Source organism: Teichococcus globiformis, assembly GCF_042646265.1.
GTDB classification, from domain to species: domain Bacteria; phylum Pseudomonadota; class Alphaproteobacteria; order Acetobacterales; family Acetobacteraceae; genus Pseudoroseomonas; species Pseudoroseomonas globiformis.
Genome location: NZ_JBHRTN010000018.1, coordinates 1 through 17,201, shown reverse-complemented (window position 1 = coordinate 17,201; position 17,201 = coordinate 1). Strand labels below are relative to the sequence as shown.

Genomic DNA, 17,201 nt, shown 5'->3' with positions numbered 1-17,201 from the left:
AATCCGGGATGGGCCGCTCAGCCGGGGGCAGGCCCTTCCAACAGGGCGCGGCGGGTGCTTTCCAGTGCCGCGTGCCCGCTGGCGACCAGGAGGGATGCCTGCTGCATCATGGCGTCCCGCTCCAGGAGTCGCCATTCGCCGCACAGGCGCGTCACGGCCAATGCGCCCAGATTGGCCGCGCTGCTGCGCAGCGCATGCACCTCGGCCTGAAAGCGGGACGTATCGCCATCACGGGCGGCATCACCGATGGCTTCCACCAGCGCCACCGCATCCTGAAGGAAATCTTCCGCCAGCTCCCGCAGGAAATCCTCGCCGCCCAGGCGGCGCAGCGTATCCACCGTGCTCGCATCCACCACCATCCCGCCGGGTCGGAAACGGGGATGCTCCGCCACATGGCTGACCGAACCTGGGCCAGAACCGCCCGCCCCGGGCAGCGGCCTCGTCGCAGCGGGAGCCAACTTGGAGACCGGCACAGGTGCTTGGCGCGCCGGCCGGGCGCCGGCCGCCACCGCTGCCAGCAGGGCCTTGGGCTGCACCGGCTTGGTCAGGTGCCCGTCCATGCCCGCCGCCATGCAGCGTGCGGCTGTCTCGTCCGTGGCATCGGCGGTCAGCGCCAGGATGGGCAGATGTGTCTGACCCAGTGCCATCACCCGGAACATCTTGGTGGTTTCCAGCCCGTCCATCCGGGGCATGTTCACATCCATCAGCACCAGGTCGAAGCTGTCCGCCTCGTTCTCCAGCACGTCCAGCGCCTCCTCCCCATCCTCCACCAGCACGGCGCTGTGTCCGCCATGCTGCAGAATGCGCTCCATCACCCGGCGGTTCACCGCACTGTCATCGGCCACCAAAACGCGGAGCGGCCGTGCCGAATGGTTCCCCGCCCCGTCCGGCTCCGCGTCGGCCGGCGCGGAGACGCCGATCCGCCCGCCTGTGGACGTAAGGTCGAGCGCCAGCCGCAGTGCCTGCGCCAGTGTCGCGCCCGGTGTTTCACGGCTCAGAAGCGTCAGGCAGTCCTGCCGCGCCGCCTCCTCCGGCAGCCCCGGCAGCACATGGGCGGCAAATCGCAGGCACCGCGACGGATCGGTCCCCGGTGGCCGCTTCACGCCAGCCGCGGCGAGCAAGAGGGGCGGCGGCAATGCGGCGTCCTGCGGTCCGGCCAGAAGCCGCCCGGCGGTGACGCTTTCACCTGCCACCCGCACGGTGCCGACTCCGAGGCGGGATAGGCGGTCCAGCCACTCGCCACGACGTTGCAGATCGGGATCGAGCACCACCACTGTCGCCTGATCCAGGGGGGCGGGTGGTTCCGCATCGGCACTGCCAACGGGCACGCGGAAACGAAAGGTGCTGCCCACGCCGGGAAGGGACGTGACCCCGATCTCCCCACCCAGGAGCCGCACGATGCGGCGGCAGATGGCGAGGCCCAGCCCCGTGCCGCCAAACCGGTTCACGATGCTGGAATCGGCCTGGGTGAAATCCTCGAAGATGCGCGACTGAGCCTCGGGCGCGATGCCAATGCCTGTGTCGGTTATTTCGGCAGCCAGCCACAGCCCGCCTCCGGCCGCGCCGGGATGGTCCTCCGTCGCCGGTGCAACGTCGATGGCGATGGTCACACCGCCCTCCTCGGTGAACTTCACCGCATTGCCGGCGAGGTTCATCAGCACCTCGAAAAGGTGGCGGCGGTCGGCCAAAAGGGCTGGCGGGGTCCGGGGCGTGACATGCAGGGTCAGCCGCAGCCCTTTGGTGTGACACTGCGCGATCAGCAGGCTGCGTAGCTCGGCCAGCAGCCCAGCCAGGGGAAAAGCCACCGGGTGCACCGGCATCCGGCCCGCCTCGATGCGCGACAGGTCCAGCACATCCTCGATCAGCGACAGCAGGGTATGCGCGGCGCTGTCCATGGTGCGCGCCATGTCCGCCTGCTCACTGTCCAGCCGTGTTTCGCGCAGCAATCCACCCAGTCCGATGATGGCGTTGAGCGGCGTCCGCAGCTCGTGGCTGACGGCGGCGAGAAACAGCGACTTGGCTTCGCTAGCCGCCTCGGCTTCCGCCCGGGCCTGCGACAGGCGCTTGATCAGCCGGCCGGCATAGAGCGGCAGGATGATCAGCGCCACGAGCAGCCCGGCAGACAGGTTGATCTGTTCCCACCAGAACGGCGTGGTCAGCATGACCGTGCCGAAGCCGGCCACGGAAGCAACCACCGCCGCGCGCAGGGCGCCCAGTCCGAAGCGGAAGCCGTTGCCAAAGATGACCCAAAGGTAGATGGCGAAGAACATCGAGGCCGGTTCGCCGCCCAGATGCAGTTCCAGCGAAAGGAAGCCGCAATCCAGCAGCAGCGCCGCCAGCCGCCGCCGGGGATTGGCGGCGGGACGCCACAGGATGTGGGCCAGGACAGCAAAGGCCAGGGGGATGTAGAGCACGAGCAGCACGAACAGCGCCGTGTTGGTTCCCGGCGTCGTGCTGATCAGCATGGCGAGCGCGATCACCCCGGCAAAACCCAGCCGGTTGAAGCTCATCTCGTGTTCGCTGTCCGGCCGGTTTCGCAGCCGGCGCAGCAAGGTGCCCAGGACGCCGCCGCGCACGGGTCGGGGCGCTGGGGGCCGGCGTGGGCCGTCGGAGGTGGCGCTTACCGCGGGGGGAGGGACGCCCCCTTGCCGCCCATCCTCCGCCCCCAGCCCAGCCATGGCCGCGTCAGCTTCCGTCCATGCGGCCCGTGGCCGAGGCATGCTCCGCGATTCCGCCCGTGGGCAGCGCGCTCACCGGGTGGCGGGGGCGTGCCGGGCCTTGCGACAACAGAGCCATGATGCCTTCGGGCGGCACGGCTTCGCTGAAATAGAAGCCCTGCACCTCGTCGCACCCCTCAGCCCGCAGCGCTTCCAGCTGGGCCTCGGTTTCCACGCCTTCCGCCACCACCTGGAGGCGCAACACGTGGGCCAGCTCGATGATGGTGCGCACAATGGCGGCGTCATTCGGCTCGGTCACCATGCCGCGCACAAAGGACTGGTCGATCTTCAGGCGGTCCACGGGGAAGTTCTTCACGTAGCTGAGCGAGGAATAGCCAGTGCCGAAATCATCCACCGAGATGCGGATGCCGCGATGGCGAAGCTGTTGCAGCCGCTCGGCCATCTCCAGCCCCTGATCCATCAGGATGCCTTCGGTCAACTCCAGATCCAGCAAATGCGGATCGAGACCGGTTTCCTCCAGCACCCTCAGCACCTGCGCCGGCACGTCCTGGCGGCGGAACTGCACGGGGGACATGTTGACGCCGATGCGCGGCGGGTTCCATCCCCGCGCCCGCCATTCATCGGGCCATTCCTGGGTCCAGAGCGCGCCCTGGCGGCAGGCCTCGGCCAGAACCCAGTCATTGATCGGACCGATGAGCCCTGTTTCCTCGGCAACCGGCAGAAAAGGGCCTGGCCCTACCAGCTGCCCGTTGCGCCGCCAACGCAGCAGGGCCTCGACGCCGACGATCCGGCCGCTGCGCATGTCCACCTGCGGCTGGTAGTGCAGCACCAGCTCACGCCGGGTCAGAGCCAGGCGCAGATCGGCCTCGATGCGCATGGTCTCGCGCGCCTGTGCCTCCATGGTGGCAACAAAGAAGCGCCAGCTGTTCCGCCCCTCGGCCTTGGCCCGGTACATCGCCAGATCCGCGTTGCGGAGCAATTCGTCGGGGTCCGATCCGTCACGCGGATGCAGCGTGATGCCGATGCTGGCGGTCACGGAAACCGGCATGCCATCGCACTCAAACGGCGTGGCGAGGGTGGTCATCACGGACCCCGCCAGTTCGGCCGCGTGCTCGCGCCCCTCGATATCGGTCAGCAGGATCGCGAATTCATCGCCGCCCAGCCGCGCCACGAGATCCCCCGGCCGCACGCCTTCCAGAAGCCGCTGCGCCACGTCGTGCAGCAGCGCGTCGCCCTGGTGGTGTCCATAGGCATCGTTGATGCCCTTGAAGCGATCCAGGTCGAGGAACATCAGCGCGAAGACGTGGTCGCCGCGGCGGCCGCGCGCCAACTCCCGCCGCACCCGGTCGCGCAGATTGGCCCGGTTGGGCAGGCCGGTCAGCGCATCGTGATGCACCATGTGGCTGAGACGGCGCTCGGCCTGCTTGCGCTCCGTGATCTCGATGGAGGTTGTCAGAACCGCGCTGACGCTGCCATCGCGATCATGCAGCGGAGCCTTGGTGGTCAGGAAGCTGCGCAGCGTGCCGTCGGGGCCGATCGCATCCTCCTCGCGCGCCGGCAACGCTTCGCCGGTTTCAAAGACAAGCTTGTCCAGCGAGCGCGACCGGGCCGCCCGGGCTTGGCCGAACAGCATGTCGACATCATGGCCGACCAGTGTCGTGGGGTCGGCGGCGATGAAACGCGCGGCACTTTCATTGACGAACACGCAGCGCCCTTCACGGTCGGCCGCGCTGATAAGGGCCGGCACCGTATCGATCACCTGCGCAAGCGCCTTGCGGCTGTCCCGCAGCAATTCCTCGTTCGATCTGGTGCTGTCTTCCAGCTTTCGTTCCAGGCTGAGGGCCCGATCATGAATCAACTGCTGCTGCCAGCGCATCCGCAGCAAATTTCGCGCACGCGTCTGAAACTCGTAATGGTCGACCGGGCTGAGCAGGAAATCCGTGGCACCGGCTTCCAGCGCCCGCATGCGATAGGCACGATCGTTATAGGCCGTGATGACGATGACCGGGACCTCCGCATGGTCCGGGCCACGGTGCACCGCGCGCAGTTGCCGCGTGAATTCGGCGCCATCCATGCCGGGCATGCGGAAATCGGTGACAACAAGATCCGCGTCGTTCTCGCGCAGCCATTCCAGGGCCAGCGTCGGTTCGCCGAAGGCCTCCACCCGGATTTCCTCGCCCAATGAACGAGCGAGCCGGGCGAAGATGTTACGATTCGTCGTCCTGTCGTCGAGGATCAGGATCGTTGGCATGGCGCTCCGGTGACCGCGGAACGGTCAGTTTCGCATCCGTCGCTTCTCGTCAGGAACACGACAAACAAACCACAAGATGCACGGAAGACGTGTAGCGGAGCAACCAGAACCGCGCCAGATCTCCCTGTTCGGTGGTGCATCGGCTTGCCGCCGGGCAGGGTGCTCTGTAGCTTCCGCCGCTTGCCTGAGGGCATCCCCCAGACGGAGCCGCTGCCATGATCGAGCTGCACTACTGGACCACCCCGAACGGGCACAAGGTGACCATGTTCCTGGAAGAGGCCGGCATGGCTTTTCGCCTCCATCCGGTGAACATCGGCAAGGGCGAGCAGTTCCGGCCGGACTTCCTGGCCATCGCTCCGAACAACCGCATTCCGGCGATCCTGGACACCGATCCCGCTGGTGGGGGAGAGCCGGTTCCGCTGTTCGAAAGCGGCGCCATCCTGCTCTACCTGGCGGACAAGATCGGCCGCTTCATCCCTGGCCAGCAGGATGTGCGGGGCCGGGCGGAGGTGCTGCAATGGTTGTTCTGGCAGATGGGCGGGCTGGGCCCGATGGCCGGGCAGAATCACCATTTCTCCGGCTATGCTCCGGAAAAGATCCCCTATGCGGTTGAGCGTTACGTCAGGGAGACCAACCGCCTCTACGGCGTGCTGGACCGCCGGCTGAAGGAGCGAGAGTTCGTCGCCGGCGCCGAGTACAGCATCGCCGACATGGCCATCTATCCCTGGATCGTTCCGCATGAGCGGCAGGGACAGAAGCTGGAGGATTTTCCCCATCTTGCCCGCTGGTTCGCGGCCGTGCGGGCAAGGCCGGCAACGCAGCGCGCCTATGCGCTGGTCGAAACGGTGAAGGGCGAGGAGGTGGATGAGGCCAGCCGCCGCGCCGTGCTGTTCGGCCAGACCGCCGCTTCCACCGCCGCGAAACCGTGAGCGGACGAAGGCTCTACGAGCTTGCCGGCGCCGATCCTGCCCGCCGCTTCAGCCCCTATTGCTGGCGTGCCCGGATGGCGCTGGCGCATAAGGGGCTGGAGGCCGAGGCCGTGCCGTGGCGCTTCACCGACAGCGCGGCGATCGCTTTCTCCGGCCAGAACAAGGTGCCCGTGCTGGTCGATGGCTCTCAGGTGGTATCCGACAGCTGGAACATCGCTTGCTATCTGGAGGACCGGTACCCGGATCGGCGATCACTGTTCCAGGGCGGGCGCGAGGCGACGCGCTTCACGGTGGCCTGGGCCGACACGGCACTGAACCCGGCGCTGGTCCGGCTGATCGTCAGCGACATTCCGTCGCTGCTCGACGAGCCGGCCCGCGCATATTTTGTGGAAAGCCGTGAAAAGCGCTTCGGCATGGCGCTGCCGCAGCTGGCGGAGGCCCGGGAGGCCGCGCTGCCAGCCTTTCAGGCGGCCTTGGCACCCCTGCGGGCCGTGCTCAAGGACCAGGCCTTCCTGGGAGGCGCATCGCCCGATTACGGCGACTACGCCGTGTTTGGCAGCTTTCAGTGGGCGCGGGTGGTGTCGTCGCTGGAGCTTCTGTTGGAAGGCGACAGGGTGGCGGACTGGCGCGATCGGATGCTGGACCTGTTCAACGGCCTGGCGCGGGCGACGCCCGCACGCGGCGAGGACTGACGGGCGTCCCGCCGGCCATCGCCCGGCGATGTTGAAGGGTAACGGAGGACACTTCCCAACCATGGGAGTTGGAGGAGCGGGCTCCTCCATTGCTTCACCGTTCCGCCGCGGTGATCGCTTCCAGCATGGCGCGCACCCCGGCGTCAGGCCCGTCCGGATGGTTCCACACCGCGCCCACCACGGCCAGGAAATCGGCCCCGGACCGGACCAGCGGCGCGCAATTTCCCGCGGTGATGCCGCCGATGGCAACCGAAGGCAGCTCGAACATTTCGCTCCACCATTCCAGGATGTCGGGCGTGGCGCTGTGTTCGGCCTGCTTGGTGGCAGTGGGGAAGAAGGCGCCGAAGGCCACATAATCGGCTCCGTTCTCGCCCGCCTCCATCGCGAGGTGGCGGCTGCCATGGCATGTGATGCCGAGGGTGCGGTCAGGTCCCAGCAACTTGCGGGCGGCGACCGGGTCGCCGTCCTCCTGGCCGATATGGGCGCCGTCGCACCCCATCTTCGCCGCCAGGTCGGCACGGTCGTTCATCAGGAAGGCGACCCCGCGTGACTGCGCCACCGGCATCAGGATCTCGATGGCGCGCTTCAGCGCGTCGTCATCCACATCCTTGAGGCGCAATTGCAGTGCCGCGACGTCGCCCGCATCCAGCGCCCGCGCCAGCGGATCGGCGAAAGCGCGCGGGTCGAGCGCCGGCGGGGTGATCAGGTAAAGCTGGCAACCATCCCCGCCGCTCATGGTTCAGGCCGCGCCCTTGTACACGCCGATAATATCGGAAAGCAGCTTCAGCGCCTCGGCTTTCGGCCGCTGGAAGGTGTTGCGCCCGATGATCGAGCCGTTGCCGCCGCCGGCATGGATGCCACGGGCCATTTCGACCATCGATTCCGCCGTACCGGCCTCACCGCCCGAGAACACCACGAGGCGCCGGCCGCCGAAGCAGGCATCCGTCACGTGCTTGATGCGGGAGGCGAGGGTGGAGGTATCCACCGGGTTCTTCTCGTAGGTCTTCTTGGCGGCGTCGAGCGAGATCGCCCCAGTTGGCGGCTTGACCTTGATGATATGGGCGCCGAGCAGCGCCGCCATGTGCGCGGCGTAGGCGCAGATGTCGAGCGCGGTTTCGGCGGTCTTGTCGAGGTTCGGGCCGCGCGGATAGCTCCAAACCACCACGGCAAGGCCGGCCGCCTTGGCTTCCTCGGCCAGCTCGCGCAGCTCCTCCATCATCTCGAACTGGTATTCGGAGCCGGGATAGATGGTGAAGCCGATGGCGGAGCAGCCGAGCCGCAGCGCGTCGGACACCGTGCCGGTCACCGCCTGGTCCTTGGTGGTGGACAGGCTGTTGGAGGAATTGACCTTGAGGATGGTGGGGATCGCGCCGGCATAGGTGCTGGCGCCGGCCTCGATCATGCCGAGCGGCGCGGCATAGGCGTTGAGCCCGGCCTCGATCGCCAGCTCGAAATGGTAGCGCGGGTCGTAGGCGGCCGGGTTGGGCGCGAAGGAGCGGGCCGGGCCATGCTCGAAGCCCTGGTCCACCGGCAGGATCACCAGCCGACCCGTGCCGCCGAGCCGGCCCTCCATCAGGATGCGGGCGAGGTTGGCCTTGGTGCCGGGGTTGTCGCTCTCATACCAGGAGAGGATCTCCTTCACACGGCGGGTCAGCTTCATCTTGCGTCCTTCCATTGACTGGACGGCCGGGGCGCCATGGTCGGGGCGCGCCGCTTGCCGGGGGGAGGCGCTGGCTTCTGGCGGCCGCGGCATCCCGTTACGCGGCTTTACCCGAGCCGACCGGCAGTGTCACGCAGTCGCACCAGCCAGGCCGTCAGCGCCGGATCACCCGCGGCGAAAGGTCCCGCGGCGCGGAGTTGGGCAGGCTCAAGGACCCTGCGACCACCCGATTCGGCAATGGCGGCAACAGTCGCGAAGGCCGGATCGGTGGCCTCCAGCACCACCGCTGCGACCCCTTTGCGCAGGGCATCCAGCGCCAGGCCGGGGGCGTTGCGGCAATCCAGCACAGGCCACGGCGCCAGTAGGCCTGCCGCGTCCGGTGCCAGTGTCTCCGCATGCCGCATCTGCGCCAGAAAAAGATCGGCACCGAGCCAGAGCGCCGCTCCGGATGCCGACAGCAAAGGCAGGTCTCCCCGCAGCCCCGCCCTGGCGCCCTCCACCAGCGCGCAGGCGCCCCCGGCCGCATCGTGGACACGCAGGGCGACAAGAGGGAGGGGTGACAGCGGCACCGCGTGGCCAGGCTGAAGCTTCATCGCAGAGAATCCTTCCACTTCCTTGCCCTTCCGGAGCCGCCGCCGGTCGGCGCGCCGTTGACCCTGGACGCGCCGGGGCCCTAAAGCCTGATCTGTGGATTTTGGTCACTGAATGACCCAGACAGAAGGCGGCAGAATGAGCGATGCGGTGAGCGAGGCCGCGATCCGGCTGGAGCGGGCAGTGGAGCGGCTGTCAACCGTTCTGGCCAGCCGGCCCTCCGCCGTTCCTGGCGTGCCGGTGGAAGGCGTCGCAGCCCTCTCGGCAAGGCTTGATGAAACACTGTCGCGGCTGCGCAGCGCCGTGGCCGAGCTGGAAGGGCAGGAGGCCGCGGAAGAGCCGCCGCTTCCCCTCGTGCCGCCGGACGACCCGCAGGGCCATCCGCCGGGCGACGTTGCTGACGAATCAAGGGGAAGCTGAGCATGGGTCAGGTCACGGTCCGCGTCGGCGGCTACACGCATCCGGTTTCCTGCGAGGATGGGCAGGAGGGGCATCTCATCGCCCTGGCGGCCGATGTCGATCGCCGGGTTTCCTCCATCCGCGCCATGGGGGGGCAGTTCGGCGAGAGCCGCTTGCTGCTGCTGGCCGCGTTGCTGCTGGCCGACGAGATCCATGATTTGCGCGTGGAACTGTCCCGTGCCCGCTCCGGCGTCGGGCCGTCCGCCGATCCGCGCCTGGCCGAGCGACTCGACAAGGTGGCGGAAAAGATCGAGGGCATTGCGACGTCGATCGAGCGTCCCTAAATGCTGCATTGCGGAGCTGCCCGGTGCGTCAGGCCACTTATCCCCGGGGCCAATAAGCATCCTCCGGGAGCTGGCTCTGGCCGGACCGTGGTCCGGCTATCCGGTGCCCACCTGCTCACGCAGGCCTTGGGAGGATAAAAGCGCCAACGGCCATGGCGGCTCCGCACAGCCTTTCCCAGTCTCCCAATAACGATCCGCCGGCGCTGGTTGCCGAGAAGGTGGCACTGCGCCAGCAGGCGCTGGCCCGGCGCGCAGGCGCGGATCCCACAGGCGCAGGAGAAGCGCTTACGGCATTGTTTCTGGCCCGCGCGGTTCTGCCGCCTAGGGTGGTTGTCGGCGGTTTCTGGCCGATGGGGGACGAGATCGACATCCGCCCCCTGCTGCACCGCCTGCACGCGGCCGGGCATCCGCTCGCCCTGCCGGTCACGCCGCGCCGGGGACAGCCGCTTCCTTTCCGCTCCTGGCGGCCTGGTGAGAAGCTGGTGCCGGGCCGCTTCGGCACATCCGTTCCAGAACAGGACGACATGGTGGTTCCAGGGCTGCTGCTGGTACCTCTGCTGGCCTTTGATCGGCGTGGCTATCGGCTCGGCTATGGCGGCGGGTTCTATGACCGCACGCTCGCCGGCTGGCCCGATGTGCTGGCCATTGGCGTCGCCTATGCGCGGCAGGAGGTAGCCTCGGTGCCCACCGGACCTTATGACCGCCCGCTCGCGGCCATTGCCACCGAGGCCGACTTCATTCTTCCCGAGAAGGTATCCTGAGTTTGCGTATTCTGTTTTTGGGTGATGTCGTGGGCCGCAGCGGGCGTGACGCGCTGACTGCCGGACTGCCTGGCCTCCGCACTCGCCTGAAGGCCGATCTGGTGGTGGTGAACGCCGAGAATGCCAGCCACGGCTTTGGCGTGTCGCCCGACATGGTGCGCAGCTTTCTGGCCGCCGGGGCGGATGTGCTGACCCTCGGCAACCATTCCTGGGACCGCAAGGAGATCATCGGCTTCATCGATGGCGAGCCGCGGCTGATCCGCCCGCTGAACTATCCACCCGGCACGCCGGGACGGGGTGCAACGGTTGTGGAGGTTTCCGGCGGCCGCCGCGCGCTGGTGATCAACGCCATGGGGCGCCTGTTCATGGAGCCGCTGGACGATCCGTTCCGCGCCGTGCAGGCCGTGCTGGCACAGCACAGCCTGGGCGCCAGCGGCACGGTGCAGGCGGCGGTGATCGACATCCACGCCGAGGCCACCAGCGAGAAGATGGCGATGGCCCACAGCTTCGACGGCCGGGTCAGCCTGGTCGTCGGCACCCACACCCATGTGCCGAGCGCCGATCATCGCATTCTCGAGAACGGTACCGCGTACATGACCGATGCCGGCATGTGCGGCGATTATGACAGCGTGATCGGCATGCAGAAGGGCAGCGCCGCATTGCGCTTCTGGCGCAAGGTGCCGGGCGAGAAGCTGGCGCCTGCCGAAGGGCCTGCCAGCCTCTCCGGCGTGTTCGTGGAAACCGAGGATGCCACCGGCCTCGCTCGCCGGGTAGAGCCGGTTCGGCTGGGCGGCGCTTTGGCGCCGGCCATGCCCGAGGTCTGAGCCTTCTCCGGCAGGCGCCTCGCGGAAGGCGCCCGCCGTGCGGCTTCAGTGGTGATCGCCGCCCTGGCGGAGCGGTCCGGCCATGCGTGGCAGCACATCCTGCGGCCCCATCACACGATGCACCACGACCATCAGCACATGCCCGGCGATCACCGCCAGCAGCACCCAGGCCAGTTCGCCATGCAGGGCGTTGCCGAGCGATACCAGCCACGGCGTCTGTCCCTGGGCGCCGTCGAACAGCGGGATGCCGAGCGGCGCATAAGCCCGGCCGGCACCCCAGAGCCGCAGCAAGGCCAGCGTCGGCACGGTCAGCATCAGCAGGTAGATGACCAGGTGCCCGAAGGTCGCCAGATGTCCGGAGGAGGTGGGTGGCGAGGGCCGCCGGGCAAACTGTGTTAGTCCCCAGGCGCCCCGCAGCAGCACCAGCAGCAGCAAAATCGTGCCCACCAGGCCATGAGTGCTGCGGATGGCATCGGCCAGCGGCTGCAGGATCCCGAGCCTTCTCAGCCCCATTCCGGCGAATTGCCAGGTGAACAGCACCACCATGCCCCAGTGCAGCAGGCGGCTGACCAATCCATAGGCCTGTGGCGTGTCCCGCCAGCTCATAGCAGCCAAGGCTAAGCCCTCCTCACGTTGCAGGGGCGTCATGTGACAGGCCGGGCGCCGCTTGCGAAGAGGCCTTGGCGTGACTGTTGCACAAGGTTGCGTGGGAGACACCGGTTGCTGCCCCCTCGCATCCCGGTGTCCACGGCGGTATAGGGGCGGGATCATCCCGGAACATCACGAGAATCCCGGAGAGTACCGCGTGGCCGGCCATTCGCAGTTCAAGAACATCATGCACCGCAAGGGTGCGCAGGACGCCAAGCGCGCTCGCATCTTTGCCAAGCTGATCCGCGAGATCACGGTGAGCGCCCGGCAGGGCCTGCCCGACCCGGCGGCCAATCCCCGGCTGCGTTCGGCGGTGCAGGCGGCACGTGTCGCCAACATGACCAAGGATACGATCGACCGCGCCATCAAGAAGGCGACGGGCGCGGCCGGCGGCGAGGATTACGTTGAGGTGCGGTACGAGGGTTATGGCCCCGCCGGCGTCGCCGTGATCGTCGAGACGCTGACCGACAACCGCAACCGCACCGCTTCCGACATCCGCTCGGCCTTCAGCAAGTATGGCGGGGCACTGGGCGAGACCGGCTCGGTGTCCTTCCAGTTCGACCGGGTCGGCGCCATCCGCTACCCGGCGGATGTGGCCGATGCCGACGCCATGCTGGAAGCCGCCATCGAGGCAGGGGCGGCCGATGTCGCATCCTCCGAGGAAGGCCACGACGTGACCACAGCGGTCGAGGACCTGTTCACCGTCCGCGACGCGCTGGAAGAAAAGTTCGGCCCGGCGGAGAGCGCCAAGCTGGAATGGCGTCCCAACGTTTCCATTGAGCTGGATGAGGAGAAGGCCCGGACCGTCCTCAAGCTGATCGACGTTCTGGACGAGAATGACGACGTGCAAACCGTGACCGCGAATTTCGAGGTCCCGGACGACGTCGCCGCCGCGCTCGCCGAGTAGATGCGGACCGTCCGGCTGCTCGGGCTCGATCCCGGCCTCCAGCACACCGGCTGGGGGGTCGTGGAAAGCACGGGCAACCGCCTGCGCCACATTGCCGACGGCGTCATCTCCACCACCACAGAGGCTTCCCTGGCCGAGCGCCTCTGCCAGATCCACCGCGCGCTGAACACGCTGATGGAGCTGTGGCAGCCGGAGGAGGCGGCGGTGGAGCACACCTATGTCAACAAGAACCCCGGCGCGGCATTGAAGCTCGGCCAGGCGCGCGGCGTGGTGCTGCTGGCACCCGCGATGGCCGGGCTACCGGTCGCCGAATACCAGGCGATGGAGGTGAAGCGTGCCGTGGTCGGCACCGGTCACGCCGACAAGGTGCAGGTCGCCGCCATGGTGCAGCGCCTGCTTCCCGGCGCCACCATGCGCCGCGCCGACGCTTCGGACGCGCTGGCGGTCGCCATTTGCCACGCGCATCACCGTTCCAGTCGGATCGCGCTGGCCAAGGGCTACGTCCCCGCATGATCGGCAAGCTGCGCGGCACGCTCGATACCCCATTTGAGGGTGGCTGCATCTTCGACGTCAACGGTGTCGGCTATCTGGTCGCCTGTTCCTCCCGCACCCTGGCGGCGCTGCCGCAGGCACCTGGGCTGGGATCGCTCTGGGTCGAAACGGTGGTGCGGGAAGATGCCATTATCCTCTACGGTTTCGCCGAGGCAGCCGAGCGCGACTGGTTCCGCATGCTGACGGCCATCCAGGGTGTGGGGCCAAAAGTGGCGCTGGCGCTGCTCTCCACCCTGTCGCCGGCCGATCTGGCCCGCGCGCTGATGGCCGGCGACAAGGGTGCGCTGAGCCGGGCTCCGGGCGTGGGCGCCAAGCTGGCCATCCGCCTTGTTTCCGAACTGCGGGACAAGGTGGGCGCCATGCCGACCGGACCCGGCCTGACGGCAGGCACCGAAACCGTGGCTTCCCAGTTGCCTCCTGCCGAAAAGGCGGTGGCGGAGGCCATCTCGGCGCTGACCAATCTGGGCTGGAAGAGGCCGGAAGCATCGTCGGCGGTGGTCCGGGTTGCGGAGCGGCTGGGCGAGGGGGCGGCGCTGGAGCCGCTGATCCGCGAGGCGCTGAAGGAACTGGCGCCGCGATGAGGGTGCTCGACGTCTTCGGGCTCCGCCGGCAGGAAACACGGTCTCCTGCGGCCAAGGCACAAGCGGCAGGCGACGCCTCGACGAAGGCCGGAAGATCATCTTAATACAAGGCACCGCCCTGGATCATCGCCATCGAACCCGCCCCGTGATCGGGTGCCAAGGCTGCGCGCCCTCGGTGAGATGGGTCCGGACAACGCGACACCCCTTTCGGTCCCTGGCACCAACGCGTGAACCGTTTCTCCCTCACAGGCTCCCAGCATGAGTGAACGTCTTTCCGACCCGCACCGCTCCGAGGAAGATGCCGCCGAGGCGACGCTGCGCCCGCAGGTGCTGGATGATTTCACCGGCCAGAAGCCGCTGCGGGAGAACCTGGCCATCTTCATCCAGGCTGCCAGGGCACGAGGCGACGCGCTGGACCACGTGCTGCTGCACGGTCCTCCAGGGCTGGGGAAGACCACACTGGCGCAGATCGTGGCACGGGAACTCGGCGTCGGCTTCCGCGCCACTTCCGGCCCGGTGCTGCAGCGGGCTGGCGATTTGGCTGCCATCCTGACCAATTTGCAGCCGCGCGACGTGCTGTTCGTGGACGAGATCCACCGTTTGCAGCCGGCGCTGGAGGAAACCCTCTACCCGGCCATGGAGGATTTCCAGCTCGACCTGATCATCGGCGAAGGGCCGGCGGCGCGCACGGTGCGGATCGACCTGCCGCCCTTCACCCTGGTGGGCGCCACGACCCGGGCCGGGCTTCTCGCCACGCCGCTGCGCGACCGTTTTGGCATTCCGCTCAGACTGCAATTCTACACGCCGGAAGAATTGCTGCTGATTGTTCGGCGAGGCGCGCAGAAGCTGGGCTTCGACCTTTCGCCGGAAGGGGCTGAGGAGATCGCCAACCGTTCGCGCGGCACGCCGCGCATTGCCGGGCGGCTCCTGCGGCGGGTGCGGGATTTCGCATTGGTTTCTGGGCATGCTCCGGACCGGGCCATGGCCGATGGTGCGCTGAACCGGCTGGAAGTGGACACGCGTGGCCTCGACCTGATGGACCGCCGCTACCTTCGCCGTATCGCCGAGCATCACAATGGCGGCCCGGTAGGGGTGGAAACGCTGGCTGCTGCGCTTGCGGAAGGACGCGACACTCTGGAGGAGGTCGTGGAACCCTACCTGATCCAGGAAGGCTTTGTGCTCAGGACTCCGCGGGGCCGGGTGCTGGGGGATCTGGGCTGGCGTCATCTGGGACTGGCCCCGCCTGCCGGCGGACAATCGGACTTGCTGGGCGATTTCCGGTGACCAGGCAGTTTCCCTGGCCGCATCGCTGGCCAATCCGGGTTTATTTCGAGGACACCGACGCCGGGGGCATCGCCTACCATGCCAGCTACGTCCGCTGGGCCGAGCGTGGCCGCACAGAATCCTTGCGTGCCATAGATTTGCCGCACCAACTTATGATTCAACGTCACGCTTCGTTGCTCGTGGTAAGACGACTCGAAGTAGAGTATGTGGCGCCTGCTCGCCTCGATGATTACCTTCTGGTTGAGACGCGAATCCGCCGCCTGCGCGGAGCCTCGCTGGATCTGGACCAGGATGTCGTGGAGGAGGGCGGGGCGGTGAAGGCGCGGCTGAAGGTCGGGTTGGTCTGTGTGCAGGCAGAGGGAATGCGGCCGGTGGCCATCCCCGAACCCTGGCGGACCGCTTTCGCGGAAGCGCTGGAGCCGGGCTGAACAAGGTCGCGGACACGCCCCGGACATGGCGGGGCGCTGAGAGGAGATTGCCGTGGGTGAGAGCGTGAGTGCGTCCAACCTCGGCCAGGTGGCGCACGATCTTTCCCTCTGGGGCCTGTTCCTGCAGGCGGACTGGGTGGTGAAGCTGGTGATGCTGGGCTTGCTGGGCGCCAGTATCTGGGTCTGGGCCGTGGTGTTCGAGAAGGTGTCGACGATCCGCCGGGTGAACCGCGCAGCCGACGCTTTCGAGGATCGGTTCTGGTCCGGCGGCAGCCTCGATGCCCTGCAGCAGCAGGAAGGTGAGCGCCCGACCCATCCGATCGCCGCCGTGTTCGGCGCCGCCATGCGCGAATGGGAGCGCAGCGGAACCCGGACCGATGGCACCGACATGCCGCTGACAGGCATGCAGCAGCGTGCGGAGCGGGCGATGAACGTTGCCATCCAGCGCGAGATGGACCGGATGGAGCGCTGGATGGTGTTTCTGGCCTCGGTCGGCTCGGTGGCACCCTTTATCGGCCTGTTCGGCACGGTATGGGGCATCATGAACAGCTTCTCGGCCATTGCCGGCATGAACAACACCAACCTCGCCGTGGTGGCGCCCGGCATCGCGGAAGCGCTGTTCGCCACCGCCATCGGCCTGATCGCGGCGATCCCGGCAGTGCTGGCCTACAACAAGATCAACACCGACTTGGCGCGCTTCGCCGCGCGGCTGGAGGGCTTCGCCGCCGAGTTCGGCGCCATCCTGTCGCGCCAGGCCGAGGAGCGGGTCTGATCCCATGGGCATGAGCACGGGAGGGGGCGGGAAGGGCCGCGGCCGCTACCGCCCCATGGCCGAGATCAACGTGACGCCGCTGGTGGACGTCATGCTGGTGCTGTTGATCATCTTCATGGTGGCTGCACCGCTGATGACGGTGGGCGTGCCGATCGACCTGCCGAAGACCAACGCCCAGGCGCTGAACCAGGAAACGGAGCCTCTGACCATCTCGGTCAACGCTCAGGGGCAGATTTACCTGCAGGAGAGTGCGGTCCAGCTGGAGGGCCTGGTGCCGCAGCTGCGGGCCATCGTTGAGGCGCAGCCCGCCGGCCAGCCGGAGCGCCGCATCTTCGTGCGTGGCGACCGGGGGGTGAATTACGGACGGGTGATGGAGGTCATGGGCACCGTCAACAGCGCCGGCTTCACCCGCGTAGCGCTGCTGGCCGAGCAGCCTTCGGGTGCGCCCGCCACTCCCACGCAGCCAGCGCGGCGCTGAAGGCCCGGTCGGATATCATCATGGCCCGTCATGGCCTTCGCTTCTGGGGCTGGGTTTCCGCGGCGACGCACGCGCTGATCGGCCTTCTGTTGCTGCTGAAGCTTCCTGGGCGCGACATCCCGCCGCCGCAGGAAGCCGTGCCGGTGGAGTTCGTCACGCCCGATACCCCGGCGCAGATGGCACGTGCGGAGCGCGAGCTGCCACTGCCCGCGCCACCCGCACCGCAACCCGAGCCCGATCCCACCACCAACGCCCCTGCGGAGCCGGAGGTGCGTCCGACGCCGCCTTCGCCGCCGCCGCCTCCTCCCCCACCGCCGCCTGCGCCGGCACCGACCCCGGCGCCGCCGGCGCCCACGCCACCGGCCCCGGCCCCGCCTGTGCAGGCACCGCAGCCCGCGCCCACCCCGCCGGCTCCGCCGCCG

General features: G+C 68.0%; 20 protein-coding genes and 1 other RNA gene. 15 read left to right on the top strand and 6 right to left on the bottom strand.

Annotated elements, in window-relative coordinates:
- Positions 1-17: 17 nt before the first annotated feature.
- Together ACFOD4_RS14315 and ACFOD4_RS14310 are read right to left on the bottom strand one after the other, a co-directional pair.
- Positions 18-2,576 (bottom strand): response regulator, encoded by a 2,559-nt coding sequence (locus ACFOD4_RS14315; RefSeq protein ID WP_379597444.1) that lies wholly within the window; start codon positions 2,574-2,576, stop codon positions 18-20.
- 109 nt (positions 2,577-2,685) lie between these two features.
- Complete coding sequence (locus ACFOD4_RS14310) at positions 2,686-4,929, bottom strand: two-component system response regulator (protein WP_379597442.1); 2,244 nt, start codon at positions 4,927-4,929, stop codon at positions 2,686-2,688.
- 215 nt (positions 4,930-5,144) lie between these two features.
- On the opposite strand from ACFOD4_RS14310, the gene ACFOD4_RS14305 reads away from it, so the two are divergent.
- A complete protein-coding gene (locus ACFOD4_RS14305; protein ID WP_379597440.1) occupies positions 5,145-5,858 on the top strand; it encodes a glutathione binding-like protein in 714 nt (237 codons plus the stop codon).
- Entirely contained in the window at positions 5,855-6,550 is a 696-nt protein-coding gene (locus ACFOD4_RS14300; RefSeq protein ID WP_379597438.1) for a glutathione S-transferase family protein, read from the top strand. Before ACFOD4_RS14305 ends, ACFOD4_RS14300 begins: the two co-directional genes overlap by 4 nt.
- 94 nt (positions 6,551-6,644) lie before the next feature.
- Here the strand turns inward: ACFOD4_RS14300 and thiE are convergent, their stop codons facing one another.
- From thiE to ACFOD4_RS14285, 3 genes are all read right to left on the bottom strand, one after another.
- Positions 6,645-7,286, bottom strand: a complete 642-nt coding sequence (thiE, locus tag ACFOD4_RS14295) for a thiamine phosphate synthase (protein WP_379597436.1) — start codon at positions 7,284-7,286, stop codon at positions 6,645-6,647.
- A gap of 3 nt (positions 7,287-7,289) precedes the next feature.
- Positions 7,290-8,210: a class I fructose-bisphosphate aldolase gene (locus ACFOD4_RS14290; RefSeq protein WP_379597435.1), complete on the bottom strand. Its 921-nt coding sequence runs from the start codon at positions 8,208-8,210 to the stop codon at positions 7,290-7,292.
- Between the two features lie 107 nt (positions 8,211-8,317).
- Positions 8,318-8,803, bottom strand: a complete 486-nt coding sequence (locus tag ACFOD4_RS14285; RefSeq protein ID WP_379597434.1) for a hypothetical protein — start codon at positions 8,801-8,803, stop codon at positions 8,318-8,320.
- A 136-nt stretch (positions 8,804-8,939) separates the two neighbouring features.
- On the opposite strand from ACFOD4_RS14285, the gene ACFOD4_RS14280 reads away from it, so the two are divergent.
- The 5 genes from ACFOD4_RS14280 to ACFOD4_RS14260 all read left to right on the top strand — a co-directional run bounded on the left by ACFOD4_RS14280 (position 8,940) and on the right by ACFOD4_RS14260 (position 11,129).
- A complete protein-coding gene (locus ACFOD4_RS14280; protein ID WP_379597433.1) occupies positions 8,940-9,221 on the top strand; it encodes a hypothetical protein in 282 nt (93 codons plus the stop codon).
- Between the two features lie 2 nt (positions 9,222-9,223).
- On the top strand, positions 9,224-9,544 hold the full coding sequence (locus ACFOD4_RS14275) for a cell division protein ZapA (RefSeq protein WP_379597431.1): 321 nt from the start codon (positions 9,224-9,226) through the stop codon (positions 9,542-9,544).
- Positions 9,545-9,554: 10 nt separating this feature from the next.
- Positions 9,555-9,710, top strand: a non-coding RNA gene (gene ssrS, locus ACFOD4_RS14270) — 6S RNA.
- On the top strand, positions 9,697-10,305 hold the full coding sequence (locus ACFOD4_RS14265) for a 5-formyltetrahydrofolate cyclo-ligase (RefSeq protein WP_379597429.1): 609 nt from the start codon (positions 9,697-9,699) through the stop codon (positions 10,303-10,305). The genes ssrS and ACFOD4_RS14265 overlap by 14 nt, the downstream gene beginning before the upstream one ends.
- Positions 10,306-10,307: 2 nt before the next feature.
- A complete protein-coding gene (locus ACFOD4_RS14260) occupies positions 10,308-11,129 on the top strand; it encodes a TIGR00282 family metallophosphoesterase (protein ID WP_379597428.1) in 822 nt (273 codons plus the stop codon).
- 45 nt (positions 11,130-11,174) lie between these two features.
- On the opposite strand, the gene ACFOD4_RS14255 is transcribed toward ACFOD4_RS14260, so the two are convergent.
- Entirely contained in the window at positions 11,175-11,735 is a 561-nt protein-coding gene (locus ACFOD4_RS14255) for a cytochrome b (RefSeq protein ID WP_379598857.1), read from the bottom strand.
- A 199-nt stretch (positions 11,736-11,934) separates the two neighbouring features.
- On the opposite strand from ACFOD4_RS14255, the gene ACFOD4_RS14250 reads away from it, so the two are divergent.
- The 8 genes from ACFOD4_RS14250 to ACFOD4_RS14215 all read left to right on the top strand — a co-directional run.
- Positions 11,935-12,684, top strand: a complete 750-nt coding sequence (locus ACFOD4_RS14250) for a YebC/PmpR family DNA-binding transcriptional regulator (RefSeq protein WP_379597427.1) — start codon at positions 11,935-11,937, stop codon at positions 12,682-12,684.
- On the top strand, positions 12,685-13,197 hold the full coding sequence (gene ruvC, locus ACFOD4_RS14245) for a crossover junction endodeoxyribonuclease RuvC (protein WP_379597425.1): 513 nt from the start codon (positions 12,685-12,687) through the stop codon (positions 13,195-13,197).
- Positions 13,194-13,817 (top strand): Holliday junction branch migration protein RuvA, encoded by a 624-nt coding sequence (gene ruvA / locus ACFOD4_RS14240; RefSeq protein WP_379597424.1) that lies wholly within the window; start codon positions 13,194-13,196, stop codon positions 13,815-13,817. The genes ruvC and ruvA overlap by 4 nt, the downstream gene beginning before the upstream one ends.
- Positions 13,818-14,075: 258 nt before the next feature.
- Positions 14,076-15,101 carry a Holliday junction branch migration DNA helicase RuvB gene (ruvB, locus tag ACFOD4_RS14235; protein ID WP_379597422.1) on the top strand — a complete coding sequence of 342 codons (1,026 nt, stop codon included), beginning with the start codon at positions 14,076-14,078 and terminating at the stop codon, positions 15,099-15,101.
- Positions 15,098-15,529: a tol-pal system-associated acyl-CoA thioesterase gene (gene ybgC / locus ACFOD4_RS14230; RefSeq protein WP_379597420.1), complete on the top strand. Its 432-nt coding sequence runs from the start codon at positions 15,098-15,100 to the stop codon at positions 15,527-15,529. The genes ruvB and ybgC overlap by 4 nt, the downstream gene beginning before the upstream one ends.
- 52 nt (positions 15,530-15,581) lie before the next feature.
- Positions 15,582-16,301, top strand: coding sequence for a protein TolQ (gene tolQ, locus ACFOD4_RS14225; protein ID WP_379597418.1), 720 nt, complete (start codon positions 15,582-15,584; stop codon positions 16,299-16,301).
- Positions 16,302-16,305: 4 nt separating this feature from the next.
- Complete coding sequence (tolR, locus tag ACFOD4_RS14220) at positions 16,306-16,779, top strand: protein TolR (RefSeq protein ID WP_379597416.1); 474 nt, start codon at positions 16,306-16,308, stop codon at positions 16,777-16,779.
- A gap of 20 nt (positions 16,780-16,799) precedes the next feature.
- Positions 16,800-17,201, top strand: a 402-nt coding sequence (locus ACFOD4_RS14215; protein ID WP_456316896.1) for a hypothetical protein, incomplete at its 3' end; no start/stop codon positions are given.